17 protein-coding genes are annotated in these 19,720 nt (G+C 72.1%); 10 read left to right on the top strand and 7 right to left on the bottom strand.

Going from position 1 to position 19,720, the window contains the following annotated elements:
• Nucleotides 1-12: 12 nt before the first annotated feature.
• The 6 genes from dhaL (at nt 13) to ACMTAK_RS45165 (ending at nt 6,596) form a co-directional block, all read left to right on the top strand.
• Nucleotides 13-648 (top strand): dihydroxyacetone kinase subunit DhaL, encoded by a 636-nt coding sequence (dhaL, locus tag ACMTAK_RS45190; RefSeq protein ID WP_413811530.1) that lies wholly within the window; start codon nt 13-15, stop codon nt 646-648.
• Entirely contained in the window at nt 645-1,055 is a 411-nt protein-coding gene (gene dhaM, locus ACMTAK_RS45185) for a dihydroxyacetone kinase phosphoryl donor subunit DhaM (RefSeq protein ID WP_413811529.1), read from the top strand. Before dhaL ends, dhaM begins: the two co-directional genes overlap by 4 nt.
• A gap of 721 nt (nt 1,056-1,776) precedes the next feature.
• Nucleotides 1,777-2,856, top strand: coding sequence for a polyprenyl synthetase family protein (locus ACMTAK_RS45180; RefSeq protein ID WP_413811528.1), 1,080 nt, complete (start codon nt 1,777-1,779; stop codon nt 2,854-2,856).
• Complete coding sequence (locus ACMTAK_RS45175) at nt 2,853-3,776, top strand: terpene synthase family protein (protein ID WP_413811527.1); 924 nt, start codon at nt 2,853-2,855, stop codon at nt 3,774-3,776. The genes ACMTAK_RS45180 and ACMTAK_RS45175 overlap by 4 nt, the downstream gene beginning before the upstream one ends.
• 14 nt (nt 3,777-3,790) lie before the next feature.
• Nucleotides 3,791-5,152: a cytochrome P450 gene (locus ACMTAK_RS45170; protein WP_413811526.1), complete on the top strand. Its 1,362-nt coding sequence runs from the start codon at nt 3,791-3,793 to the stop codon at nt 5,150-5,152.
• Nucleotides 5,153-5,234: 82 nt separating this feature from the next.
• A complete protein-coding gene (locus ACMTAK_RS45165; RefSeq protein WP_413811525.1) occupies nt 5,235-6,596 on the top strand; it encodes a cytochrome P450 in 1,362 nt (453 codons plus the stop codon).
• A 74-nt stretch (nt 6,597-6,670) separates the two neighbouring features.
• On the opposite strand, the gene ACMTAK_RS45160 is transcribed toward ACMTAK_RS45165, so the two are convergent.
• The gene (locus ACMTAK_RS45160; RefSeq protein WP_413811524.1) at nt 6,671-7,864 is read right to left on the bottom strand and encodes a cytochrome P450 family protein; all 1,194 of its coding nucleotides are present in this window, start codon (nt 7,862-7,864) and stop codon (nt 6,671-6,673) included.
• Nucleotides 7,865-7,986: 122 nt separating this feature from the next.
• On the opposite strand from ACMTAK_RS45160, the gene ACMTAK_RS45155 reads away from it, so the two are divergent.
• Nucleotides 7,987-8,667 carry a TetR/AcrR family transcriptional regulator gene (locus ACMTAK_RS45155; protein WP_413811523.1) on the top strand — a complete coding sequence of 227 codons (681 nt, stop codon included), beginning with the start codon at nt 7,987-7,989 and terminating at the stop codon, nt 8,665-8,667.
• 185 nt (nt 8,668-8,852) lie between these two features.
• Nucleotides 8,853-10,280 carry an MFS transporter gene (locus tag ACMTAK_RS45150; RefSeq protein WP_413811522.1) on the top strand — a complete coding sequence of 476 codons (1,428 nt, stop codon included), beginning with the start codon at nt 8,853-8,855 and terminating at the stop codon, nt 10,278-10,280.
• A gap of 37 nt (nt 10,281-10,317) precedes the next feature.
• Here ACMTAK_RS45150 and ACMTAK_RS45145 read toward each other — a convergent pair whose 3' ends face one another.
• From ACMTAK_RS45145 to ACMTAK_RS45135, 3 genes are all read right to left on the bottom strand, one after another.
• Nucleotides 10,318-12,378 carry a helix-turn-helix domain-containing protein gene (locus ACMTAK_RS45145; RefSeq protein ID WP_413811521.1) on the bottom strand — a complete coding sequence of 687 codons (2,061 nt, stop codon included), beginning with the start codon at nt 12,376-12,378 and terminating at the stop codon, nt 10,318-10,320.
• 221 nt (nt 12,379-12,599) lie between these two features.
• Nucleotides 12,600-13,406 carry a 3-hydroxybutyrate dehydrogenase gene (locus ACMTAK_RS45140; protein WP_413811520.1) on the bottom strand — a complete coding sequence of 269 codons (807 nt, stop codon included), beginning with the start codon at nt 13,404-13,406 and terminating at the stop codon, nt 12,600-12,602.
• A 55-nt stretch (nt 13,407-13,461) separates the two neighbouring features.
• Entirely contained in the window at nt 13,462-13,941 is a 480-nt protein-coding gene (locus ACMTAK_RS45135; RefSeq protein ID WP_413811519.1) for an NUDIX hydrolase, read from the bottom strand.
• A gap of 203 nt (nt 13,942-14,144) precedes the next feature.
• On the opposite strand from ACMTAK_RS45135, the gene ACMTAK_RS45130 reads away from it, so the two are divergent.
• The gene (locus ACMTAK_RS45130; protein ID WP_413811518.1) at nt 14,145-15,170 is read left to right on the top strand and encodes an O-antigen ligase family protein; all 1,026 of its coding nucleotides are present in this window, start codon (nt 14,145-14,147) and stop codon (nt 15,168-15,170) included.
• A 59-nt stretch (nt 15,171-15,229) separates the two neighbouring features.
• Here ACMTAK_RS45130 and ACMTAK_RS45125 read toward each other — a convergent pair whose 3' ends face one another.
• Together ACMTAK_RS45125 and ACMTAK_RS45120 are read right to left on the bottom strand one after the other, a co-directional pair.
• Nucleotides 15,230-15,787 (bottom strand): hypothetical protein, encoded by a 558-nt coding sequence (locus tag ACMTAK_RS45125; protein ID WP_413811517.1) that lies wholly within the window; start codon nt 15,785-15,787, stop codon nt 15,230-15,232.
• A gap of 98 nt (nt 15,788-15,885) precedes the next feature.
• Complete coding sequence (locus ACMTAK_RS45120) at nt 15,886-16,665, bottom strand: glutamate racemase (protein WP_413813193.1); 780 nt, start codon at nt 16,663-16,665, stop codon at nt 15,886-15,888.
• Between the two features lie 95 nt (nt 16,666-16,760).
• On the opposite strand from ACMTAK_RS45120, the gene ACMTAK_RS45115 reads away from it, so the two are divergent.
• Nucleotides 16,761-18,041, top strand: coding sequence for a glycosyltransferase (locus tag ACMTAK_RS45115; RefSeq protein WP_413813192.1), 1,281 nt, complete (start codon nt 16,761-16,763; stop codon nt 18,039-18,041).
• Nucleotides 18,042-18,066: 25 nt separating this feature from the next.
• Here ACMTAK_RS45115 and ACMTAK_RS45110 read toward each other — a convergent pair whose 3' ends face one another.
• The gene (locus tag ACMTAK_RS45110) at nt 18,067-19,491 is read right to left on the bottom strand and encodes a TerD family protein (protein WP_413813191.1); all 1,425 of its coding nucleotides are present in this window, start codon (nt 19,489-19,491) and stop codon (nt 18,067-18,069) included.
• Between the last annotated feature and the right edge of the window lie 229 nt (nt 19,492-19,720).

The following is a 19,720-nucleotide window of genomic DNA, read 5'->3' as shown; positions in this document are numbered from 1 at the left end:
GAGGAGGCGTCTGTGTCCAGCAGTGAACCCGCCGTCGACGACGTGCTCGACACCCCTTTCTTCCTCCGATGGCTCACCGCCGCGGCCACGTCCGTGGGTCGTGAGGCGGCCCGTCTCACCGACCTGGACTCCGCGATCGGCGACGCCGACCACGGCACCAATATGCAGCGCGGCTTCGCCGCCGTGTCCGAGGCGCTGGAGAAGGAGCCCCCGGGCTCGCCCGGGGCCGCCCTCATCCTGGCCGGGCGCCAGCTGATCTCCAAGGTCGGCGGGGCCTCAGGACCGCTGTACGGGACGCTGCTGCGGCGCGCCGGAAAGGCGCTCGGCGACGCCGAGCAGATCACCCCGCAGCAGCTGGCGGACGCGCTGCGGGCCGGGGTGGACGCGGTGGCGCAGCTCGGCGGAGCCGCGCCCGGCGACAAGACGATGCTGGACGCCCTGATCCCGGCCGTCGAGGCGCTGGGCGGGGGCACCGGGTCGTTCGTGGCCGCGGGCGAGGCCGCCGAGAAGGGGGCGCTGGCCACCGTGCCGATGCTGGCCCGCAAGGGCAGGGCCAGCTATCTGGGTGAGCGCAGCGTCGGCCACCAGGACCCGGGCGCCACCTCGTCGGCGCTGATCATCGGCGCGCTGGCGGAGGCGGCCCGATGACCGACGAGAGCGGGAAGGTCGGCATAGTCCTGGTGTCGCACAGCGCGGCGGTGGCCGACTCCGTCGCCGAGCTGGCGAAGGCGCTGTCCGGCGGTGGCACGGCACCGGTCCGCGCCGCGGGCGGCACCGCGGACGGCGGGTTCGGCACCAGTCCGGAGCTGATAGCGGAGGCGGCCCAGGCGGTCGACCGGGGCGCCGGAGTGGCGGTCCTGGTGGACCTGGGCAGCGCGGTCCTGTCCGTCAAGGCGCTGCTGGCCGAGGGCGACGAACTGCCCGGCGGCACCCGGCTGGTGGACGCGCCGCTCGTGGAGGGCGCGGTCGCGGCGCTCGTCACGGCCTCCACCGGGGCGGATGTGGAGGCGGTGCTCCAGGCGGCCTCGGAGGCGTACGACTACCGCAAGGTCTGATACCGCCACACGCTATTGGACGGGGTCCCGCCGGTGACGGCGGGGCCCCGTTCCGTCCGACCCCCGTTCCGTCCGACCCCTGATCCGTCCGACCCCTGTTCCGTCCGTGCCCCTGTTCCGTCCATGGTCTGTTCACTTTTCAACGAACACCCCGCGTACATATTTGCACCGCCACTTATTCCGCTGATACTCGGCGCGTACGGGGCGAGTTGCCCGGTTTCGGACCGCTCCGGACACGGTGACAGCACCCCGCCCCCTTCAGCCGTCAAGTGATAGGCACGATACCAGAACGGGCTTCCGAATCCGTCGATCTTGCGTCTAGACTGCTGATGTCCGAGTGGGGGGACCGGCGGCACTCAGGGGGATTAAATGGGCGCAATTGAGTATGCCCGCGCACACCTGGCATCCATCGAACCGATGAAGCCCACGCGGGTGTCGCACCGGCCGTGGCCTCTTTGTGGCCCGGCCCGGATTCCACGCGCGGAAATGACCCGACCGCGCCGACCGCACGATTCCCTGAGCGTCTGATCTTCGCGCCCGTCACGGGCGTTCGATATATCGACCATGGGGCGGCGGTCATGACTCGCGCCTGCCTTCATGGTGCCGTACAGAGCACGGACGGCAATCCATCTTTTTCCATAGAAAGCAAGGGTTTCCGCGTGCCTGTCTTCTTCTCCTTAATCAACGGATTTCGACATTTCGACGTGGAGGAGTCAGTCGCATGACCACACCCACGCTCAGCCCCGGCCGCTTGGATGCGGATACCGTCCGTAAGTCGGTGGACGTCGTACTCGAAGATTTCCTGACGGCCAAGGCCAGCACCACTCCGCAACACCATCTGCCGTATCTCTCCGGGCTGCTGAAGGATTTCCTGTCCGGCGGAAAGCGCATACGGCCGCTGTTGTGTGTCACCGGCTGGCAGGCCGTCGGCGGCGGCGAGGACACCGAGACGGTGTTCCGGGTGGCCGCCTGCCTGGAGATGTTCCACGCCTTCGCGCTGATCCACGACGACGTCATGGACGACAGCGACACCCGTCGCGGCCGGCCGACGATCCATCGCACCCTGGCCGCGCTGTGCGCCACCGACCGCAGACCGGACCAGATCGAGCGGTTCGGGGTCAGCGGGGCGGTGCTGCTCGGCGACCTCGCCCTCACCTGGTCGGATGAGCTCCTGCACTCGGCCGGTCTGACGCCCGCCCAGTTCGACGCCGTACTGCCGCTGCTGTCGGAGATGCGCACCGAGGTGATGCTGGGCCAGTACCTCGATCTACAGGCCACCGGGGAGCTGACGGACGACGTCGAGGCCACCCTCACCGTCAACCGGTACAAGACCGCCAAGTACACCATCGAGCGTCCGCTGCACGTCGGAGCCGCCGTCGCGGGCGCCGGCCCGGAGGCCATGGAGGCGTTCACCGCCTACGCCCTGCCGCTCGGCGAGGCGTTCCAGCTCCGCGACGATCTGCTGGGCGTGTACGGCGATCCGGAGTCGACCGGCAAGTCCCAACTGGACGATCTGCGGGCCGGGAAGAACACCACCCTGATCGCGCTCGCCCTGCGCGGCTCCGACAGCGTCCAGGCGGCGCGGCTGCGCAGCCTCATCGGCAATCCGCTGCTGGACGAGCGGGACGCCGCGACCATTCAGGAGATCTTCGCCGCCACCACCGCCCGGGAGGCCGTCGAGCAGATGATCGACGATCGCCGGACGCAGGCCCTGCGGGCCCTCGACGACGCCCCATTCACCGCGGACGCGGTCAACGCGCTGAAGCAGATCGCCCGCATGGCCACTGTGAGGAACTCATGACGACAGGACTTTCCACGGCCGGGGCCCAGGACATCAGCCGGAACAGCGTCCGCCCGTACCTGGAGGAGTGCACCCGCCGCTTCCAGGAGATGTTCGACCGCCATGTCGTCACCCGGCCCACCAAGGTCGAATTGACCGACGCCGAACTGCGCGAGGTCATCGACGACTGCAACGCGGCGGTGGCCCCGCTCGGCAAATCGGTTTCCGACGAGCGCTGGATCTCCTATGTGGGGGTGGTGCTGTGGTCCCAGAGCCCCCGTCATATCAAGGACATGGAGGCGTTCAAGGCCGTCTGCGTCCTGAACTGCGTGACGTTCGTGTGGGACGACATGGATCCCGCACTCCACGACTTCGGTCTCTTCCTGCCCCAGCTGCGCAAGATCTGCGAGAAGTACTACAGCCCCGAGGACGCGGAGGTCGCGTACGAGGCGGCACGCGCCTTCGTCACCAGCGACCATATGTTCCGCGACTCGCCCATCAAGGCGGCGCTGTGCACCACGTCCCCGGAGCAGTATTTCCGTTTCCGGGTCACCGACATCGGCGTCGACTTCTGGATGAAGATGTCGTATCCGATCTACCGGCATCCGGAGTTCACCGAACACGCCAAGACGAGCCTGGCCGCGCGCATGACCACCCGCGGACTCACCATCGTCAACGACTTCTACTCCTATGACCGCGAGGTCTCCCTGGGCCAGATCACCAACTGTTTCCGGCTCTGCGATGTGAGCGATGAGACGGCGTTCAAGGAGTTCTTCCAGGCCCGCCTCGATGACATGATCGAGGACATCCAGTGCATCAAGGCGTTCGACCAGCTGACGCAGGACGTCTTCCTCGATCTGATCTACGGCAACTTCGTCTGGACCACCAGCAACAAGCGCTACAAGACGGCCGTCAACGACGTCAACTCCCGCATCCAGTGAGGGAACGGGGACCCGTGACTTCCGCGAAGAGCTCCGCACAGCCGGAGCGCTCCTGGACCACCGGCACGGCGCCCGGCTCCGTGCCGCTGCTGGGGCACACCCTGGCGCTCTGGCGCCGTCCGCTGCAGTTCCTGGCCTCCCTGCCCGCCCACGGCGATCTGGTGGAGGTCAGGCTGGGGCCCAGCCGTGCCTATCTGGCCTGCCATCCCGAGCTGGTCCGTCAGGTGCTGCTCAATCCCCGGGTGTTCGACAAGGGCGGGGTCTTCGACAAGGCGCGGCAGTTGCTCGGGAACAGCCTCTCGGTCTCCCGGGGCGAGGACCACCGCTACCAGCGTCGGATGATCCAGCCCGCGTTCCACACCCCGAAGATCGCCGCCTACACCGCCGCGGTCGCCGATGACACCCGCGCCGCGATCGGCTCCTGGGAGCCGGGGCGCACCCTGGACATCAGCGACACCATGCACGCCCTGCTGATGCGGGTGGCCGCGCGGACGCTGTTCTCCACCGGGATCGACGAGGCGACGATCGACGAGGCGCGCCACTGTCTGCGCATCGTCTCGGACGGCATCTACAAGCGCACGATGGCGCCTTTGGGGATCATGGAGAAGCTCCCCACCCCGGGCAACCGGCGCTATGACCGGGCCAATACCCGGCTGCGGCAGATCGTGGACGAGATGATCCGCGAACGCCGGCGCTCCGGCGCCGACCACGGCGATCTGCTCTCCACGCTGCTGCGCGCCGAACACCCCGAGACCGGGAAGGGCCTTGACGACGGCGAGGTCCTCGACCAGGTGGTCACCTTCCTGGTGGCCGGGAGCGAGACCACCGCCTCGACCCTCGCCTTCGTCTTCCATCTCCTGGGCGCCCACCCGGAGGTGGAGAAGCGCGTGCACGCCGAGATCGACGAGGTCCTGGAGGGCCGCGGTCCCACCTTCGATGACCTGCCGTCCCTGGAGTACACCCGCGGGGTCATCACCGAGTCGCTGCGGTTGTATCCGCCGTCCTGGATGGCGATGCGGGTCACGGCGGCCGAGGCCGAACTCGGCGGCCGGACCGTCCCGGCGGGCACGATGATCCTCTACAGCGCCCAGGCGCTGCACCACAACCCCGAACTGTTTCCCGACCCCGAGCGGTTCGACCCCGAGCGCTGGCTCGGCGACCGCGCCAAGGAGGTGGAGCGCGGGGCGCTGCTCCCGTTCGGCGCGGGCAGCCACAAGTGCATCGGGGACGTCCTGGCGCTGACCGAGACGGCCCTCATCGTGGCCACGATCGCGAGCCGGTGGCGTCTCCGCCCGGTGCCCGGGACGACATTGCGTCCCGAGCCGAAGGCGACACTCGAACCCGGCCCGCTGCCCATGGTGTGCGAGCCGCGCTGACGACGTCCGGTCCGGGGTCCGCCCCGGACCGGACGCCCCGTACCTTCCGTACCCCACCTCGCGAGTGAAGGACATCTTCCGCATGAGGACCGCGCAGCAACCGGCGACGCGCCACTGGCGGCACGCCGTCGCCCCCGGCGGGCTTCCGCTGGCCGGCCACGCCCTGCTCATGGGCCGCAAACCGCTTCAGTTCCTGGCCTCCCTGCCCGCCCACGGCGATCTGGTCGAGCTCCGGCTGGGGCCCCGGCCCGTCTATCTGCCCTGTCATCCGGAGCTGATCCAGCAGGTGCTGGTGAACGCGCGGGTCTACGACACCGGCGGGCCGGTCAAGGAGAAGGCCAAGCCCATCCTGGGCAACGGCCTGATCACCTCCGACTGGGCGGACCACCGGCGGCAGCGCCGGCTGGTGCAGCCCGCGTTCCACGCCGCCCGGATCGCCAAGTACGCCGAGGTGATGGAGCGGGAGTGCGAGGCCGAGTCCACGGCATGGACGGCGCGCCGGCCCATCGACGTCAGCCATGAGATGCTCGCGCTCACCGCGCGGGTGACGGCCCGTGCGCTCTTCTCGACCGATATGGCGCCGCATGCCGTGGCCGAGATCCAGCACTGTCTGCCCATCGTCGTGGAGGGCGCCTACCGGCAGGCGATCGACCCCACCGGGCTGCTGGCCAGGCTCCCGCTCGCGGCGAACCGGCGCTTCGACGACGCGCTCGCCCGGCTCAACCAGCTCATCGACCGCATGATCGACGACTACAAGGCGTCGGACGACGGCGACCGCGGCGATGTGCTGTCCGCGCTCTTCGCGGCACAGGACGACGAAACCGGCGGCACGATGTCGGACCAGGAGATCCACGACCAGGTCATGACCCTGCTGCTGGCCGGGATCGAGACCACCGCCTCCGCGCTGACCTGGGCCTGGTTCCTGCTCGGCCGCAATCCCCTGGCCGAGGCCGCGCTGCACGCCGAGGTCGACGAGGTGCTGGGCGGGCGCGCCCCGCGCTACGCCGACGTCCCCCGGCTCGCCTACACCCAGCGGGTGTTCAGCGAGGCGCTGCGGCTCTTCCCGCCCGCGTGGCTGTTCACCCGGACCACCACCGAGACCACCGAGCTCGGCGGGCGGCGGCTGCCCCCCGGGTCGGACGTGCTGATCAGCCCGTATGTGCTGCACCGCGATCCGGCTCTCTTCCCCCGCCCGGAGTCCTTCGACCCCGACCGCTGGCTCCCCGAGCGGGCCAAGGAGGTGACCCGCGGCTCGTATCTGCCGTTCGGTGGTGGCAGCCGCAAGTGCATCGGCGACGTCTTCGGCATGACGGAGGCGACGCTCGCCCTGGCCGCCATCGCGGGCCGCTGGCGGATGCGCCCGATCCCGGGGACGAAGATCCGGCCGAGGCCGCAGATGAGCCTCACGGCCGGTCCGCTGCGGATGATTCCGGAACCACGCTGAAGGCCGTGCCCCACAGACCTCGCGGACCGCGGTGGGTGGCCACCGCGGTCCGTCGGGTGTTCCCGGCCGGGGGCTCAGGCGTCCGGAGCCGGGGTGAAACGTACCGGCAGTCGCCGCAGCCCGCGCAGCATCAGGCTGGGCCGCCAGGCGAGCTCGGCCGGATCGGCGTCCAGGGCCAGATCGGGGCAGCGCTCCAGCAGGGTCCGGAAGGCGATGGCCGCTTCGAGCCGGGCCAGCGGGGCGCCCAGGCAGTGGTGGACGCCATGTCCGAAGGCGAGATGGCCGCGCGGTGCGCGCCGGATGTCGAAGCGGTCCGGCTCGGCGAAGCGCCGGGGGTCGCGCGACCCGGCGGCCAGGACGACTCCCACCGGCTCCCCGGCCGGAATGGTCGTGCCCGCGATCTCCATCGGCTCTCTGGTGAAGCGGAACGCGGCGCTCTCCACCGGGCCGTCGTAGCGCAGCATCTCCTCGATCGCGCCGTCCAGCAGCGACCAGTCGGCGCGCAGCGCGGCCAGCTGCTCGGGGTGGCGGAGCAGGGCGAGGGTGCCGCTGGAGATCAGGTTGGCGGAGGTCTCGTAGCCGGCGACCAGCAGCACGAACGTCATGCCGAGCATCTCCTCGTCGGAGAGCCCGTCGCCGTCCCCGTCCATGGTGCGGACCAAGGCGCTGAGCAGATCGTCGCCGGGGCTGCGGCGCTTGGCCTCGATGAGCTCCGCGAAGTAGCCCGTCAGGGCCTGCGCGGCGGCACCGGCGGCCTCCGGGCGGGTCAGGTCGGTGCTCTCGAGATACCAGTCGTGGAACGCCTTGCGATCCGTCTCCGGCACGCCCAGCAGCTCGCAGATGACGGCCAGGGGCAGCGGCAGCGCGTAATCCTCCACGAGATCGGCCCGGCCCAGCGGGGCCATCACGTCCAGCAGTTCGTCCGCGATCTGCCGGACGCGGGGCCGCAGGGCCTCGATCCGGGCCGGGGTGAAGGCGCGGGCCACCAGCCCCCGCAGCCGGGTGTGGTGCGGCGGGTCGGTCTGCACCATGTTCCGCCCGATGGCGTTGCCGCCGTCGTCCCGCCACGCGGCCGAGTGACGGACGTCATTGCTCAGCCGGGGGTCGGTCAGCGCGGCGCGGGCCTCCTCATGGCCGACGACGAGCCAGAACTCACCGGAGGCGTCGGTGCGCACCCGGTGGACCGGGCCCCGCTCCCGCAGCCGTGCGTAGACCGGATAAGGGTTGACGACGAAGTCCGCGCCGAGCGCGGACAGATCCTGGGGCATGCGATCCCCTCAGTCGGTTGGCGGCTTCCCCCGAAGCCAGAACCGGGGATCGTTCCCCGCCCTGGCGATGATCTTAACACTAACCGGAGAGATTCCCCCGGTTAGTGTTAGGGTTGCGGGCCATGGGCAGCCGTGTGGAGAAAGAGACACCGTTGCGCCGAGACGCACGGCGCAACCGCGAGATGCTGATAGCTGCCGCCCGGGAGATCTACACGGATCAGGGAGTGGACGCCCCGCTCGACGACATCGCCCGTCGGGCCGGAGTCGGCAGCGCCACCCTCTACCGGCGGTTCGCCGGCCGGGCGGAACTCATCGAGGCGGTATTCGGCGATTCCCTTCGGGACATTCTGCGGGCCGCCGAGGAGGCACGCTCCGCGACCGACGCCTGGGCCGGGCTCACAGCCTACCTGGAGCGCATCTTCGGGCTGCTCGCCTCCGACCGGGGCACCAACGACCTGATGACCACCGGCATCCAGGGCGTCCCCTCGCTCGACGCGCTCCGTAAGGAGAACCACAAGACGCTCGACGACCTTCTGGGCCGCGCCCAGGAGCAGGGCAAGGTCCGGCCGGACGCCACCGCGGAGGACCTGCAGTTCATGCTGGCCGCGCTCGGCCGCGCGGTCCCCGGCTCGACCGTGGCCGCGCCGCTGGCCTGGCGCCGCTATCTGGCCCTGCTGCTCGACGGGCTGCGCCCCGAGGGGGCCCATCCGCTCCCCGCCCCCTCGCTCACCCCGGAGCAGCTCAACGCCGCCATGCTCCAGCTCGGCAAGGTACGGCGGCCGCGCGCGGGACGCGCCGACTAGCCGGCTGGGGGTCCGGGGTGGGACGTCCTGGGAGGGGCGTCCTGGGAGGGGCGTGCTGGGAGGGGCGTGTCACCACAGTGGCCGGGTGAAGTGTGTCGCCCGCCTACATATCCGAGCCGAACTGCGCATTTCTACGGTGTGGCAACACAAAGCCGTCCCCGCACCCCGCTCGGAAGTGATGACCCATGCCTACCCCGGATTCTCCGGCCTCCGCTCCCCCGACCCCACCCGGCTCACTGCGCCGTATCGTCGCCGCGAGCCTGATCGGCACCACCATCGAGTGGTACGACTTCTTCCTCTACGGCTCGGCCGCCGCGCTCGTCTTCAACAAGCTCTTCTTCCCGGACTCCGACCCGCTCGTCGGGACGCTGCTGTCGTTCCTGACCTACGCGGTCGGCTTCGCCGCCCGGCCGGTCGGTGCCCTGGTATTCGGCCACTACGGCGACCGGCTCGGCCGTAAGAAGCTGCTGATCCTGAGTCTGCTGATGATGGGCGGCGCGACCTGCGCCATCGGGCTGCTGCCCACCCACGCCACGGTCGGCTCGGCGGCGCCCGTACTGCTCACCGCGCTGCGTCTGGTCCAGGGGTTCGCGCTGGGCGGCGAATGGGGCGGGGCGGTGCTGCTGGTGTCGGAGCACGGGGACGCGCGGCGGCGCGGGTTCTGGGCGTCCTGGCCGCAGACCGGCGCCCCCGCGGGGCAGCTGCTGGCCACCGGGGTGCTCTCCACGCTGACGGCCACGCTCTCCGACGACGCCTTCGAGTCATGGGGCTGGCGGGTGCCGTTCCTGCTCTCGGGGGTGCTGGTGCTGGTCGGCTTGTGGATTCGTCTCTCTGTCGATGAATCGCCGGTGTTCAAGGCGGCGCTGGCCCGAGCCGAGGCCCGTAAGGCGGCCACGGGCGGGGACGAGGGCGCCGCCGAGAAGATGCCGCTGGTGGCGGTCCTGCGCGACCACTGGCGGGATGTGCTGATCGCCATGGGCGCGCGGATGGCCGAGAACATCAGCTACTACGTCATCACCGCCTTCGTCCTCGTCTACGCGACCTCCGACCATGTGGGCCTCGGCAAGCAGACCGCGCTCAACGCCGTACTGATCGCCTCGGCCGTCCACTTCGCGGTCATCCCGGCGTGGGGCGCGCTGTCGGACCGGGTCGGGCGCCGCCCGGTGTATCTCCTGGGCGCGGTGGGCGTGGGCGCGTGGGCCTTCCCGTTCTTCCTCCTCATCGACACCGAGGGCTTCCCGGCCCTGGTACTCGCCGTGACGGTCGGGCTGGTCTTCCACGGGGCGATGTACGCGCCCCAGGCGGCCTTCTTCTCCGAGATGTTCGCGACCCGGATGCGGTATTCGGGAGCGTCGATCGGCGCGCAGTTCTCGTCCGTCGCGGCCGGTGCGCCCGCCCCGCTCATCGCCACCGCGCTGCTGGCCGACTACGACAGCGCCACGCCGATCGCCCTCTATGTGATCGCGGCGGCCCTGCTCACCCTGGTGGCCGTGGGCGTCGCCAAGGAGACCCGGGACCGCGATCTGGCCGCCGTCGAACCGACCTCGGCCCCGTCCCCCGGGTCGGCGACGGAGACGGCGAAGCGCACGGCCCGTTCGGCCTCGCCTCAGTAGCCCACGGCCGGGGCTGGTAGCCCACCACGGCCGGGGCTCAGTAACCCACGGCCGAGGTCAGGCGGTGCAGCCGCAGGGCCAGCTGGATCTCCAGGGAGCGGGCGGGCGACTGCCAGTCGGGGCCGAGCAGCCGCCCGACCCGCTCCAGCCGCTGCGCCACCGTGTTGACGTGCACGTGGAGGGCGTCCTTCGTACGGGCCGGGCTCATCCCGCCGGCGAAGTACGCGTCGAGCGTGCGGATGAGTTCGGTGCCGCGCCGCTCGTCGTAGTCGATGACGGCGCCCACGGTGCGGTGCACGAAGTCCTGGACGCCGGTGCCGTCCGGGGCGCCCTCGCGGGTCCCGGCCAGCAGCAGACCGAGGAAGCCGAAGTCCTCGGCGGCGGCGCCCTGTCCGGCCCGGCCCAGCACCCGCAGGGCGGCCAGACAGCGCCGCGCCTCGGCGTAGCCCGCGGCGACCTCCCCGGGCCGTGCGGCGGGCGCGGGAACGGGCGCGGAGGCGCCCACGGTGACCGCGGCGTGCACGGCGGTGCCCAGCTGCCGGGCGGTGCGGCGGGCGAGGACGTCGGCGGTGTCGCCGTCGGCGAGCGGCAGCAGCAGGACGGTGCCGCCGTCGCGGGCGGCGGCCAGACCGTGCCGGGTGGCCGCCAGATGGGACGCGGCGGACCACAGCCGCCGACGGCCCGCGGCGTCCTCGGCGGGCGCACCACCGGACGTGCTGGACGTGCTGGACGTGCTTCCGGGCCCGCTTCCGTGTGTGGCGCAGTGCGTGGTGGTGTGGGTGGCGCCGTGCGTGGCGCCGTGTGCGTTGCCGGACCCGGTGGTGGGTGTGCCCATGCCCGGGGCCTCGATGCCCGCCGCGAGCACCACATGGGGCGTGTCCAGATCCGCCTGGAGCCGCGCGGCGCGCTCGCGCAGCAGCCGGGGCTCGCGGTCGGGGGCGTCGAGGAGGTCGTCCAGGAGCTCGCCGCGCACCCGCTGTTCGGCCTCGCCCGCCGAACGGCGGGCGAGCTGCAGCAGCGAGGTGACCATCGCGGCCCGCTCCAGGGTGCGCTGGTCCACGGGGTCGAGCCGGGGGTGGCCGCGCAGCACGAGCGCGCCCAGCAGTTCGCCGCCCGCCGAGACCGCGGCGACCCAGTCCTCCTCGCCGTCGCGCACCGCGTGGCCGTCGGCCCGGGACCGGTCGACGGCCGCCGCGGGCGCCTGGTCGGCCTCGAGGAACTCCACCGAGCCGCTGAGCACCTCGGCCAGGGCGTCGGCCACGTCGTGCACCCCGCCGCCGCGGAGCACCAGCTCGGTGAGCCGGTCGTGGACGTCCGAGGCACGCTCGATGACCCGGCTGCGGTCCCGGATGATCTCGTTGGCGGCCTCCAGCTCGGCGAGCGCCGTACGGGTCTCGGCGAGCAGATGGGCGGTGTCGATGGCCACGGCCGCGTGGGCGGCGAACGAGCCGACCAGAGCGATCTGCTCGCGTTCGAACACCCGGGCCCGGCGGTCGGCCGCGAACAGCACGCCGATGACACCGCTGCCGAGCAGCAGCGGCACCCCGAGGATGGCGACGAGCCCCTCGTCCCTGACGCCCGCGTCGATGGCGTGGGTGTGCTGGAACCGCGGATCGTGGAAATAGCTCTCGGTCACGTAAGGGCGGGCTGTCTGGGCCACCAGACCGCCCAGTCCCTCCCCCATGCCGAGCCGCAGCTGCTGGAAGCGGGCCGAGACCGAACCGTCGGTGACCCTCATATAGGTGTCACCGGCCGTCGGGTCGTTGAGCGTCAGATAGGCCACCTCGGTGCCCAGCAGGGAGCGGGCACGCTGCACGATGGCCTGGAGCACCGCGTCCAGGTCGCGCAGCCCCGCCAGGTCGTGGGCGGTCTCGAAGAGCGCGGACAGCTCGGCCTCGCGGCGCCGTCGCCCCTCCAGCTCACCGCGTACCCGCAGGGCGAGCAGCTTGGCGGCCTCCAGGGCCGCCAGCCGGTCCGCCGGAGCCTTGTCGGCGCGGGCGCGCAGCACCGGACGCTCGTACGCCTCGGCGGGCGCTCCGCGTGCGAGCAGTTCCAGGTAGGGGTTCTCCGGCCGGTCGTCGGGCATGGGCACAGGCATACTCCCGCCGGGCGCGGCGGCGCCAGCCGTAAGGCGGCCCGGTGCCTTGTCGACGGGGCGGCCGGGCAACAGATGGTTCGGTGGCTGAGCCAATCGGCCACCGTCCGGAGGTGGCTCAGCCAATCGGCCACCGTCCGCCGGTGGCTCGGCCAATCCGCCTTCGTGGTCCAGTGGCTGAGCCAATCGGCCTTCGAGGGCCGGTGACCGATCCGACGGGCCGCTCAGTGGGCGGTCCATCCGCCGTCCATGCTGAGCGAGGCCCCGGTGATGAAGGACGTGTGCGGACCGCAGAGGTACGCGACGGCCTCGGCGACCTCCTCGGGCTCGACCAGCCGCTTGACCGCCGCGTCGGCCAGCATGACCTCGGAGACCACCCGCTCCGGCGAGATCCCGTGGGCCTCGGCCTGGTCGGCGATCTGCCGCTCGACGAGCGGGGTGCGCACATAGCCGGGGCTGACGCAGTTGGAGGTCACCCCGTGCTCCGCGCCCTCCAGGGCGGCGACCTTGGAGAGCCCTTCCAGACCGTGTTTGGCGGCCACATAGGCCGACTTGTACGGGGAGGCGCGCAGCCCGTGCACCGAGGAGATGTTCACGATCCGGCCCCAGCCCTGGGCGTACATGTGCGGCAGCGCGCCGCGCACCAGCCGGAAGGGGGCCTCGAGCATCACGGTGAGCACCCGGGAGAAGACCTCGGGCGGAAAGTCCTCGATGGGCCGGACCAGTTGGAGCCCGGCGTTGTTGACCAGGATGTCGGTGCCCGAGGCGGCCCGCTCGGCGGCCTCGAGGTCGGTGAGGTCCATGGGGTGGGCCTCGACCGGGCCGGGCAGTCCGGTGGCCGAGGCGACGACGTCGGTGAGGCCCCCGGCGTCCAGATCGACGGCCCGCACCCGCGCCCCGGCGGTGGCCAGCCGCAGCGTGCAGGCCCGGCCGATGCCCCCGGCGGCGCCCGTGACGAGTGCGGTACGGCCGGAGAGGTCGGGGCCGCCGGACGCCCGTGAGTCCGGGCCTGGTGTGGTGGACGCGCTCATGAGGGGCACATTAGGCAGCCGTCGGGCCCGGGCCGATGTGGGGGCGGCACATACTTCACTCCCCGATGATGGGCTCGAACCATGTCGGGCCGTCCTCGAGCGCCTGCTTGATCCGGGACCGGGAGAAGTCCTCCATCTCGGGCAGCGCGTCGAGCGGGAACCAGCCGACGTCCAGCGACTCGTCGTCGTTCACCCGCGCCTCGCCGCCGACCGCGCGGCAGCGGAAGCAGACGTCCACGAACTGGCACTTGTCGTCGTTGGGGTAGGTCACCGGCTCCAGGGTCCGTACGAGCACGACGCGTTCGGGGACGCAGCGCACCGCGGTCTCCTCCTCGACCTCGCGGACCACCGCCGTGGCCGGCTGCTCACCGGGTTCGGGGATACCGCAGATGATGGTCCAGCGGCCGTTGTCGGCCCGGCGGCCCAGCAGCACCCGGTCCTGGTCGTCGAAGACCACGGCGCTCACGCCCGGCAGATAGAGCAGTTCATGACCGATGGAGGCCCTGAGGTCACGGATGAAGTCGGGGGTCGGCATGGGCCGAGGGTATCGGGCGGAAACGGGGGCGCGCGCGGCGGCCGTACGGCGCCCTCCAGGGTGGGCGTTTCACGACCGACTCATCGTTTCTGCGCACCATATACACATTCCTTACGACAAGCGCTACGGTTTCGGGTGTCATGGCTCGCGCGACGGCCGTAAGGGCGTCGGCGCGATGCCCGTCACGACGGGGGGTCGGCGGGATGACGTCATCAGTGGTGGAGCCTGTCGTGCAGGACCACGGCGGACCGGCCGACGGCTGCGCCGGTGCGTCCGATATCGCGGGGGTTCTGATCCTGGCCGGTTGTGCCGTATGGGCGCTGATAACGGCCATGGGGCGACCGGCCCGCCCCGAGGGGGTCCTGCTGGCGGTGTTGGCGGTGGCCGCCGGGTACGCCTGCGGCCGGATCGCCGGATCACTGCTGCCGGTCGCCGGGGCGGCGGCCGCCGGGCTCGCGGGGTTCGGCCTGGCCTGCACCTCGCCATACGGACTCACCGGCCATGAGGGGCCGGGCGCGGCCCAGCTCACCCTGGCCACGGGCGCGCTCTGCTGCGCGGCCTGGGCCGCCCCTCGGGTCCTCCGCCCGGCGCTGTGGCTGCCGGCCGCGGCGATCACGCTGACGGCGGTGCTGAGCGGCTCGACGGTCGGTTCGGTGGCGAGCGGCACCGTCCTGGTGTGCTCGCTGATCGCCGCCCGGCCACGGCGGCGGCTGCCGGCGCTCGCCGCGTGCGCGCTGATCGCCGCGGTCGCGGTCGGCGGCACCTGGGCGGTGGCCAAGGGCTCGCTCCCGGGCGGGCTGCCGCACGCCCTGCGCGCCCATCTCACCGAGCACCGGATCCGGCTGTGGCAGGACGCCGCCCGTATCGAGGAGACGGATCCGCTGCGCGGCGTGGGCCCGGACCGCTTCGGCGAGCTGAGTCCCGCGGCGGCCCAGCCGCTGGGCGCGGAGGCCAAGCCGCATTCCGCGCCGCTCCAGCAGGCGGCCGGTCAGGGGCTGCCGGGGGTGGCCCTGCTGGGCGCGGCCTTCGGCTGGATGCTCCACGCCCTGTGGCGCTCCCCGCGCCCCACGCCGGTGGTCCTCACGGCGGCCGCGACCCTCACGGCCCTGGCCGTCGAGTCCTGTCTGGGCAACGCCCTCAGCTTCTCCCAGATCACCGCGGGGGCGGGCCTCCTCGCCGGACTGGCGACCGCCCGCCGCCTGGACGGCGGCCCGGGAGCGGTGCCATGAGCGAGCCCCGGAGGCCGCGAAGGGGCACGCGTCCCCCGAAGGAGGGGAACGGGGATCGGCTAGATCTGGGAGGTGCGGGCCGCGATCAGCCGCAGCCGGTCGCGGATGACCCGGACCGCCGCCTCCGCGTCGTCCACCGTGACCGTGAAGACCCGGCCGTCCCCGAGGCGGACCACCACGCCCTCGCCCCGGCGCACGACCACCGCCGTGCCCTTCTCGGGGCGCCAGCGGTAGCCCCAGCCGCCCCACTGGCAGGGGGTGACCTTACGGGCCACATCGGCGTGGACCACGTCGCTGAGCGGGATGCGGCGGCGTGGGAGCCCCATATGGCCGCAGCGGATCTCCAGCACCTCGTCGTCGACCCGTACCGCCACATGGACGAAGGCGAGGGTGCCGAAGAGCATCAGCAGCCCGGCGGCGACACAGCCGATGACGGCCATCAGGAGCGGGGCGATGCCCGAGCCCCAGGGCGAGTCGACGGCGAGGTCGACACCGAGTGCCAGGCACGCGGCGCCCGCCACGGCCAGCAGCCACTGCACGCGATTGTGGGCGCGTCCGATCCAGACCGCGGGCGGCTGCCCGTGGGCGCTCGGCTCTCCGTGGTCGTGGTGCCTCATGGTTGGCAGCGTACTCACCTTCCGGCACCACGGCAGCGGGGCGGGTGAATCCGCTGGTGAGGAGCGTTTCGGTCAGCTCACCGCACGAGGCGCCGCTGTCAAGCGCGCGTCGGGGCGACGGGTGCCAGCAACACGCCTTCGGCGTAGGTCAGGGCGACCTCCGGCAGGGCGGCCTCGCGTCCGCTGAGGATGACGGTCAGACCGCCCGGGGTGACCGGGCCGTCCGGCGGGAACGGGTCGGCGCCGATCCGGCGCAGGGCCTGGGCGGCGACGGCCCCGGCCGAGCCGTGGAGGACGATCGGCGGCGCGTCCGGCTGCTGTACGGCGGCCCGGATCCGGTCGGCGACGAGTTCGTAATGGGTGCAGCCCAGGACGACGGTCGTGACATCGCGCGGGGTGCGGGCCGCCGCGGCGGCCACCGCGGCGTCGATCCCCTCGTTGTCGGCGTGCTGCACCGCGTCGGCGAGCCCCGGGCACGGCACCTCGGTCACCTCGACGCCGTCCGCGAAGTCACGGATCAGTCCGCGCTGGTACGGGCTGCCGGTGGTGGCAGGGGTGGCCCAGATCGCGATCGGCCCTCCCCCGGCCGCCGCGGGCTTGATGGCGGGCACGGTGCCGATGATCGGCAACCCGGGCTCCAGCTCGGCGCGCAGCGCGGGCAGTGCGTGGACGGAGGCGGTGTTGCAGGCGACGATCAGCGCGGCGGGGCGGTGCGCGGCGGCGGCCCGGGCGCAGCCCAGGGCGAGCCCGGTGACGTCCTCGGGGATGCGCGGGCCCCACGGCATGGTGGCGGGGTCGGAGGAGAGGACGAGATCGGCGTCCGGTCGGAGTCGACGCATCGCGGCGGCGGCGGGCAACAGCCCGATTCCGGAGTCCATAAGCGCGATCTTCACCCGGTCACTTTAATGGATCGGTCCCGTGCGCGCGGCGGCCGGGCACACCTTCGGGCAGACTTCGGCGGGTGAGCGCGCTGATGTGGATCGCCGCCGGGTCGTTGGCCGCATGGCTGTGGCTGCTGCTGGGCCAGGGCTTCTTCTGGCGTACGGACGTACGGCTGCCCCGGAGCGGCCCGGACGGCTCGGGGCCGCCGGAGCCGGACGGGTTCGGGCCGCCGGAGCCCGCGGGGTGGCCCTCGGTGGCCGTCGTGGTGCCCGCCCGGGACGAGTCCGCGGTGCTTCCGGCCAGTCTGCCCTCGCTGCTCGCCCAGGACTATCCGGGGCCGGCGGAGATCTTCCTGATCGACGACGGCAGCTCGGACGGCACCGGAAAGCTGGCCCGTGAACTGGCCGACGAACACGGCGGGCTGCCGCTGACCGTCGACTCCCCCGGCGACCCCGGCCCCGGCTGGACGGGCAAGCTGTGGGCGGTGCGGCACGGCATGGCGCTCGCCACGACCCGCCTCGCCGCGGACCGTGGGAACGCGGACGGCGCGGACCGTAAGGACGCGGACGGCCGGGACGCGGACCGTAAGGACGACGGCGGCGTGGACTATCTGCTGCTGACGGACGCGGATATCGCGCATGAGCCGGACTCCCTGCGGGAGTTGGTGCGCGCGGCCGAGGCGAACGGGCTGGATCTGGTCTCCCAGATGGCGCGGCTGCGGGTGGTGACCTACTGGGAGCGGCTGATCGTGCCCGCCTTTGTCTACTTCTTCGCGCAGCTCTACCCCTTTCGATGGGTCAACCGGCCCCGGGGGCGCACCGCGGCGGCCGCGGGCGGCTGTGTGCTGCTGCGCCGGGAGGCGGCCGAGCGGGCCGGGGTCCCGGAGGCGATCCGGCAGGCGGTCATCGACGACGTGGCGCTCGCCCGCACGGTGAAACGGTCCGGCGGACGGATCTGGCTGGGGCTGGCCGACCGGGTCGACAGTGTGCGGCCGTATCCGCGGCTGGGCGAGCTGTGGCGGATGGTCTCGCGCAGCGCGTACACCCAGCTGCGCCACAATCCGCTGCTGTTGCTGGTGACGGTCGCGGGGCTGGCGGCGGTGTATCTCGTGCCGCCCGCGGCCGTGGTCGCCGGGGTACTGACGGGGCGTTCCACGCCACTGGCACTGGGCGCCGCCGCCTGGGCGCTGATGGCGGGCAGCTACATCCCGATGCTGCGCTACTACCGGCAGACGCTGTGGCTGGCGCCGCTGCTGCCCCTGACGGCCCTTCTCTATCTGCTGATGACGGTGGACTCGGCGGTGCGGCACCACCTGGGGCAGGGCGCGGCCTGGAAGGGGCGCACCTATGCCCGCCCCAGCGCCGCGCCCTGACGGCCGCGCCCCGTGCACCGGGGTTTCATTTGCGGCCGGGGGTCCAGTTCATGCCCCAGCCGTAGGCGTGGTCGAGGGTGCGCTGCGGGCTGGTGCCGCGCTGCGGCACCAGGTAGCGGGCCTCGCGCTGCACGACGAGCTCGCCGCCGGTGTTGGTGATGAGCGCGAGCGCGCAGACCGGGGACGGGACGGTGCACTCGTCGAGCGAGAAGTCGATCGGGGCGCCGAACTGCGGTTGGAGGGTGACCGTGGCGTGGAGGTTGGCGAAGCTGCGGGCGCCCTCGTAGATGGTCACGAAGATCAGGATCCGGCGGAACAGCTTCTGGTGGTCGAGGTTGATGGTGAGGTTCTCACCGGTCGCCCGGGCACCGGTCCGGTCGTCGGCGTCCAGGTGGATGAAGGGCGGTTGGTGCAGCGAGCCGAAGGAGTTGCCGAGCGCCTGGACCACGCCCTTGCTGCCGTCGGCGAGTTCGAACAGCGCCCCCAGGTCGAGATCGAGGTCGCCGTGCATGGCCATGGCCCGGCCCAGCTTGGAGGCCCACCCCGAGAACTGCTTGTGCACCTGCCAGTTGAGGTTGATCCGCATGGTGCCGGAGGTGCCGCCCTGTTTGGTCAGCGAGACCGAGGGCGCCTCCTTCGTCAGGGTGACCTTGCTGAGGTTCACCGGCGCCGAGGCGGGCGCGGGGGCCGGGGCCGCCGGAGCGGTGGGCGGAGGCGGCGGCAGGGGCGTGGAGACGGCCGTGGGCGTCGGAGGCGGGTACGCCCCGGCGGGCGGGCCGGACGGCGGCGCGGGGGCGGCGGGCGGTGCCGGGGCGGCGTACGGGTTCTGCGCGGACGGGTAAGGGTTCTGCGCCGCGTACGGGTTCTGTCCGGCGTTCGGCGGGGCGGCGGGAGCCGGAGCCGGGGCGGCGGGCTGAGCCGACGTCTGCTGCGGCTCGTCGACCGAGATGCCGAAGTCCGTGGCGAGCCCCGCGAGACCGCTCTGGTACCCCTGGCCCACCGCGCGGAACTTCCAGGCGCCCTGCCTGCGGTACAGCTCGCCGAGGACGAAGGCGGTCTCGACGGTGGCGTCCTCGCTGTCGAAGCGGGCGATCTCCGCGCCGCCCGCCGCGTTCAGCACCCGGATGTTCAGACCGGGGACCTGGCCGAACGTTCCGCCATCGGCCGACGCCGCGAGGACCACGGTGTCGACGGCGGGCTCGACCCGGGCGAGGTCCACCGAGAGGGTGTCGGTCACGGTGTCACCCGCGGTCCGCTTCCCCTCGTGGCGCACCGCGCCGGAGGAGTGCGCCGCCTGGTTGTAGAACACGAAGTCCCCGTCGGACCTGACCTTTCCGGACACCAGCAGCAGCGCCGAGGCGTCCACGTCCGGCGCTCCCGGTCCGGCGCGCCAGCCCAGCTCGATCCGTACCGCGTCAGCCGGTACTGGCGTGTTACCGCCCTTGCGCATCGCCATTTCCGTCCCCCTGCCTTTCTGTTCACTCGGATCGGGCCGCTCGGCCGTCGCACAGCGCGCACGACAGGTGGCTACCCGCTGAAAACGCGCTCTTTACACGATCTCAACGTACCCTGACGACCGATTTTCCCGGGTTCGCTCGGATTGGGGATCCACGGCCACTCCGAACACTGAAAACAACCCTCCTACCGGACTCCCCAATCAGCACATGGTGGGCTTAACT

Origin of the sequence: Streptomyces lacaronensis (assembly GCF_047337785.1) — a bacterium.
Lineage (GTDB): Bacteria > Actinomycetota > Actinomycetes > Streptomycetales > Streptomycetaceae > Streptomyces > Streptomyces lycopersici.
Note: the sequence above shows the minus strand (reverse complement) of the source record. Positions and strands in the feature narration are given on the sequence as shown.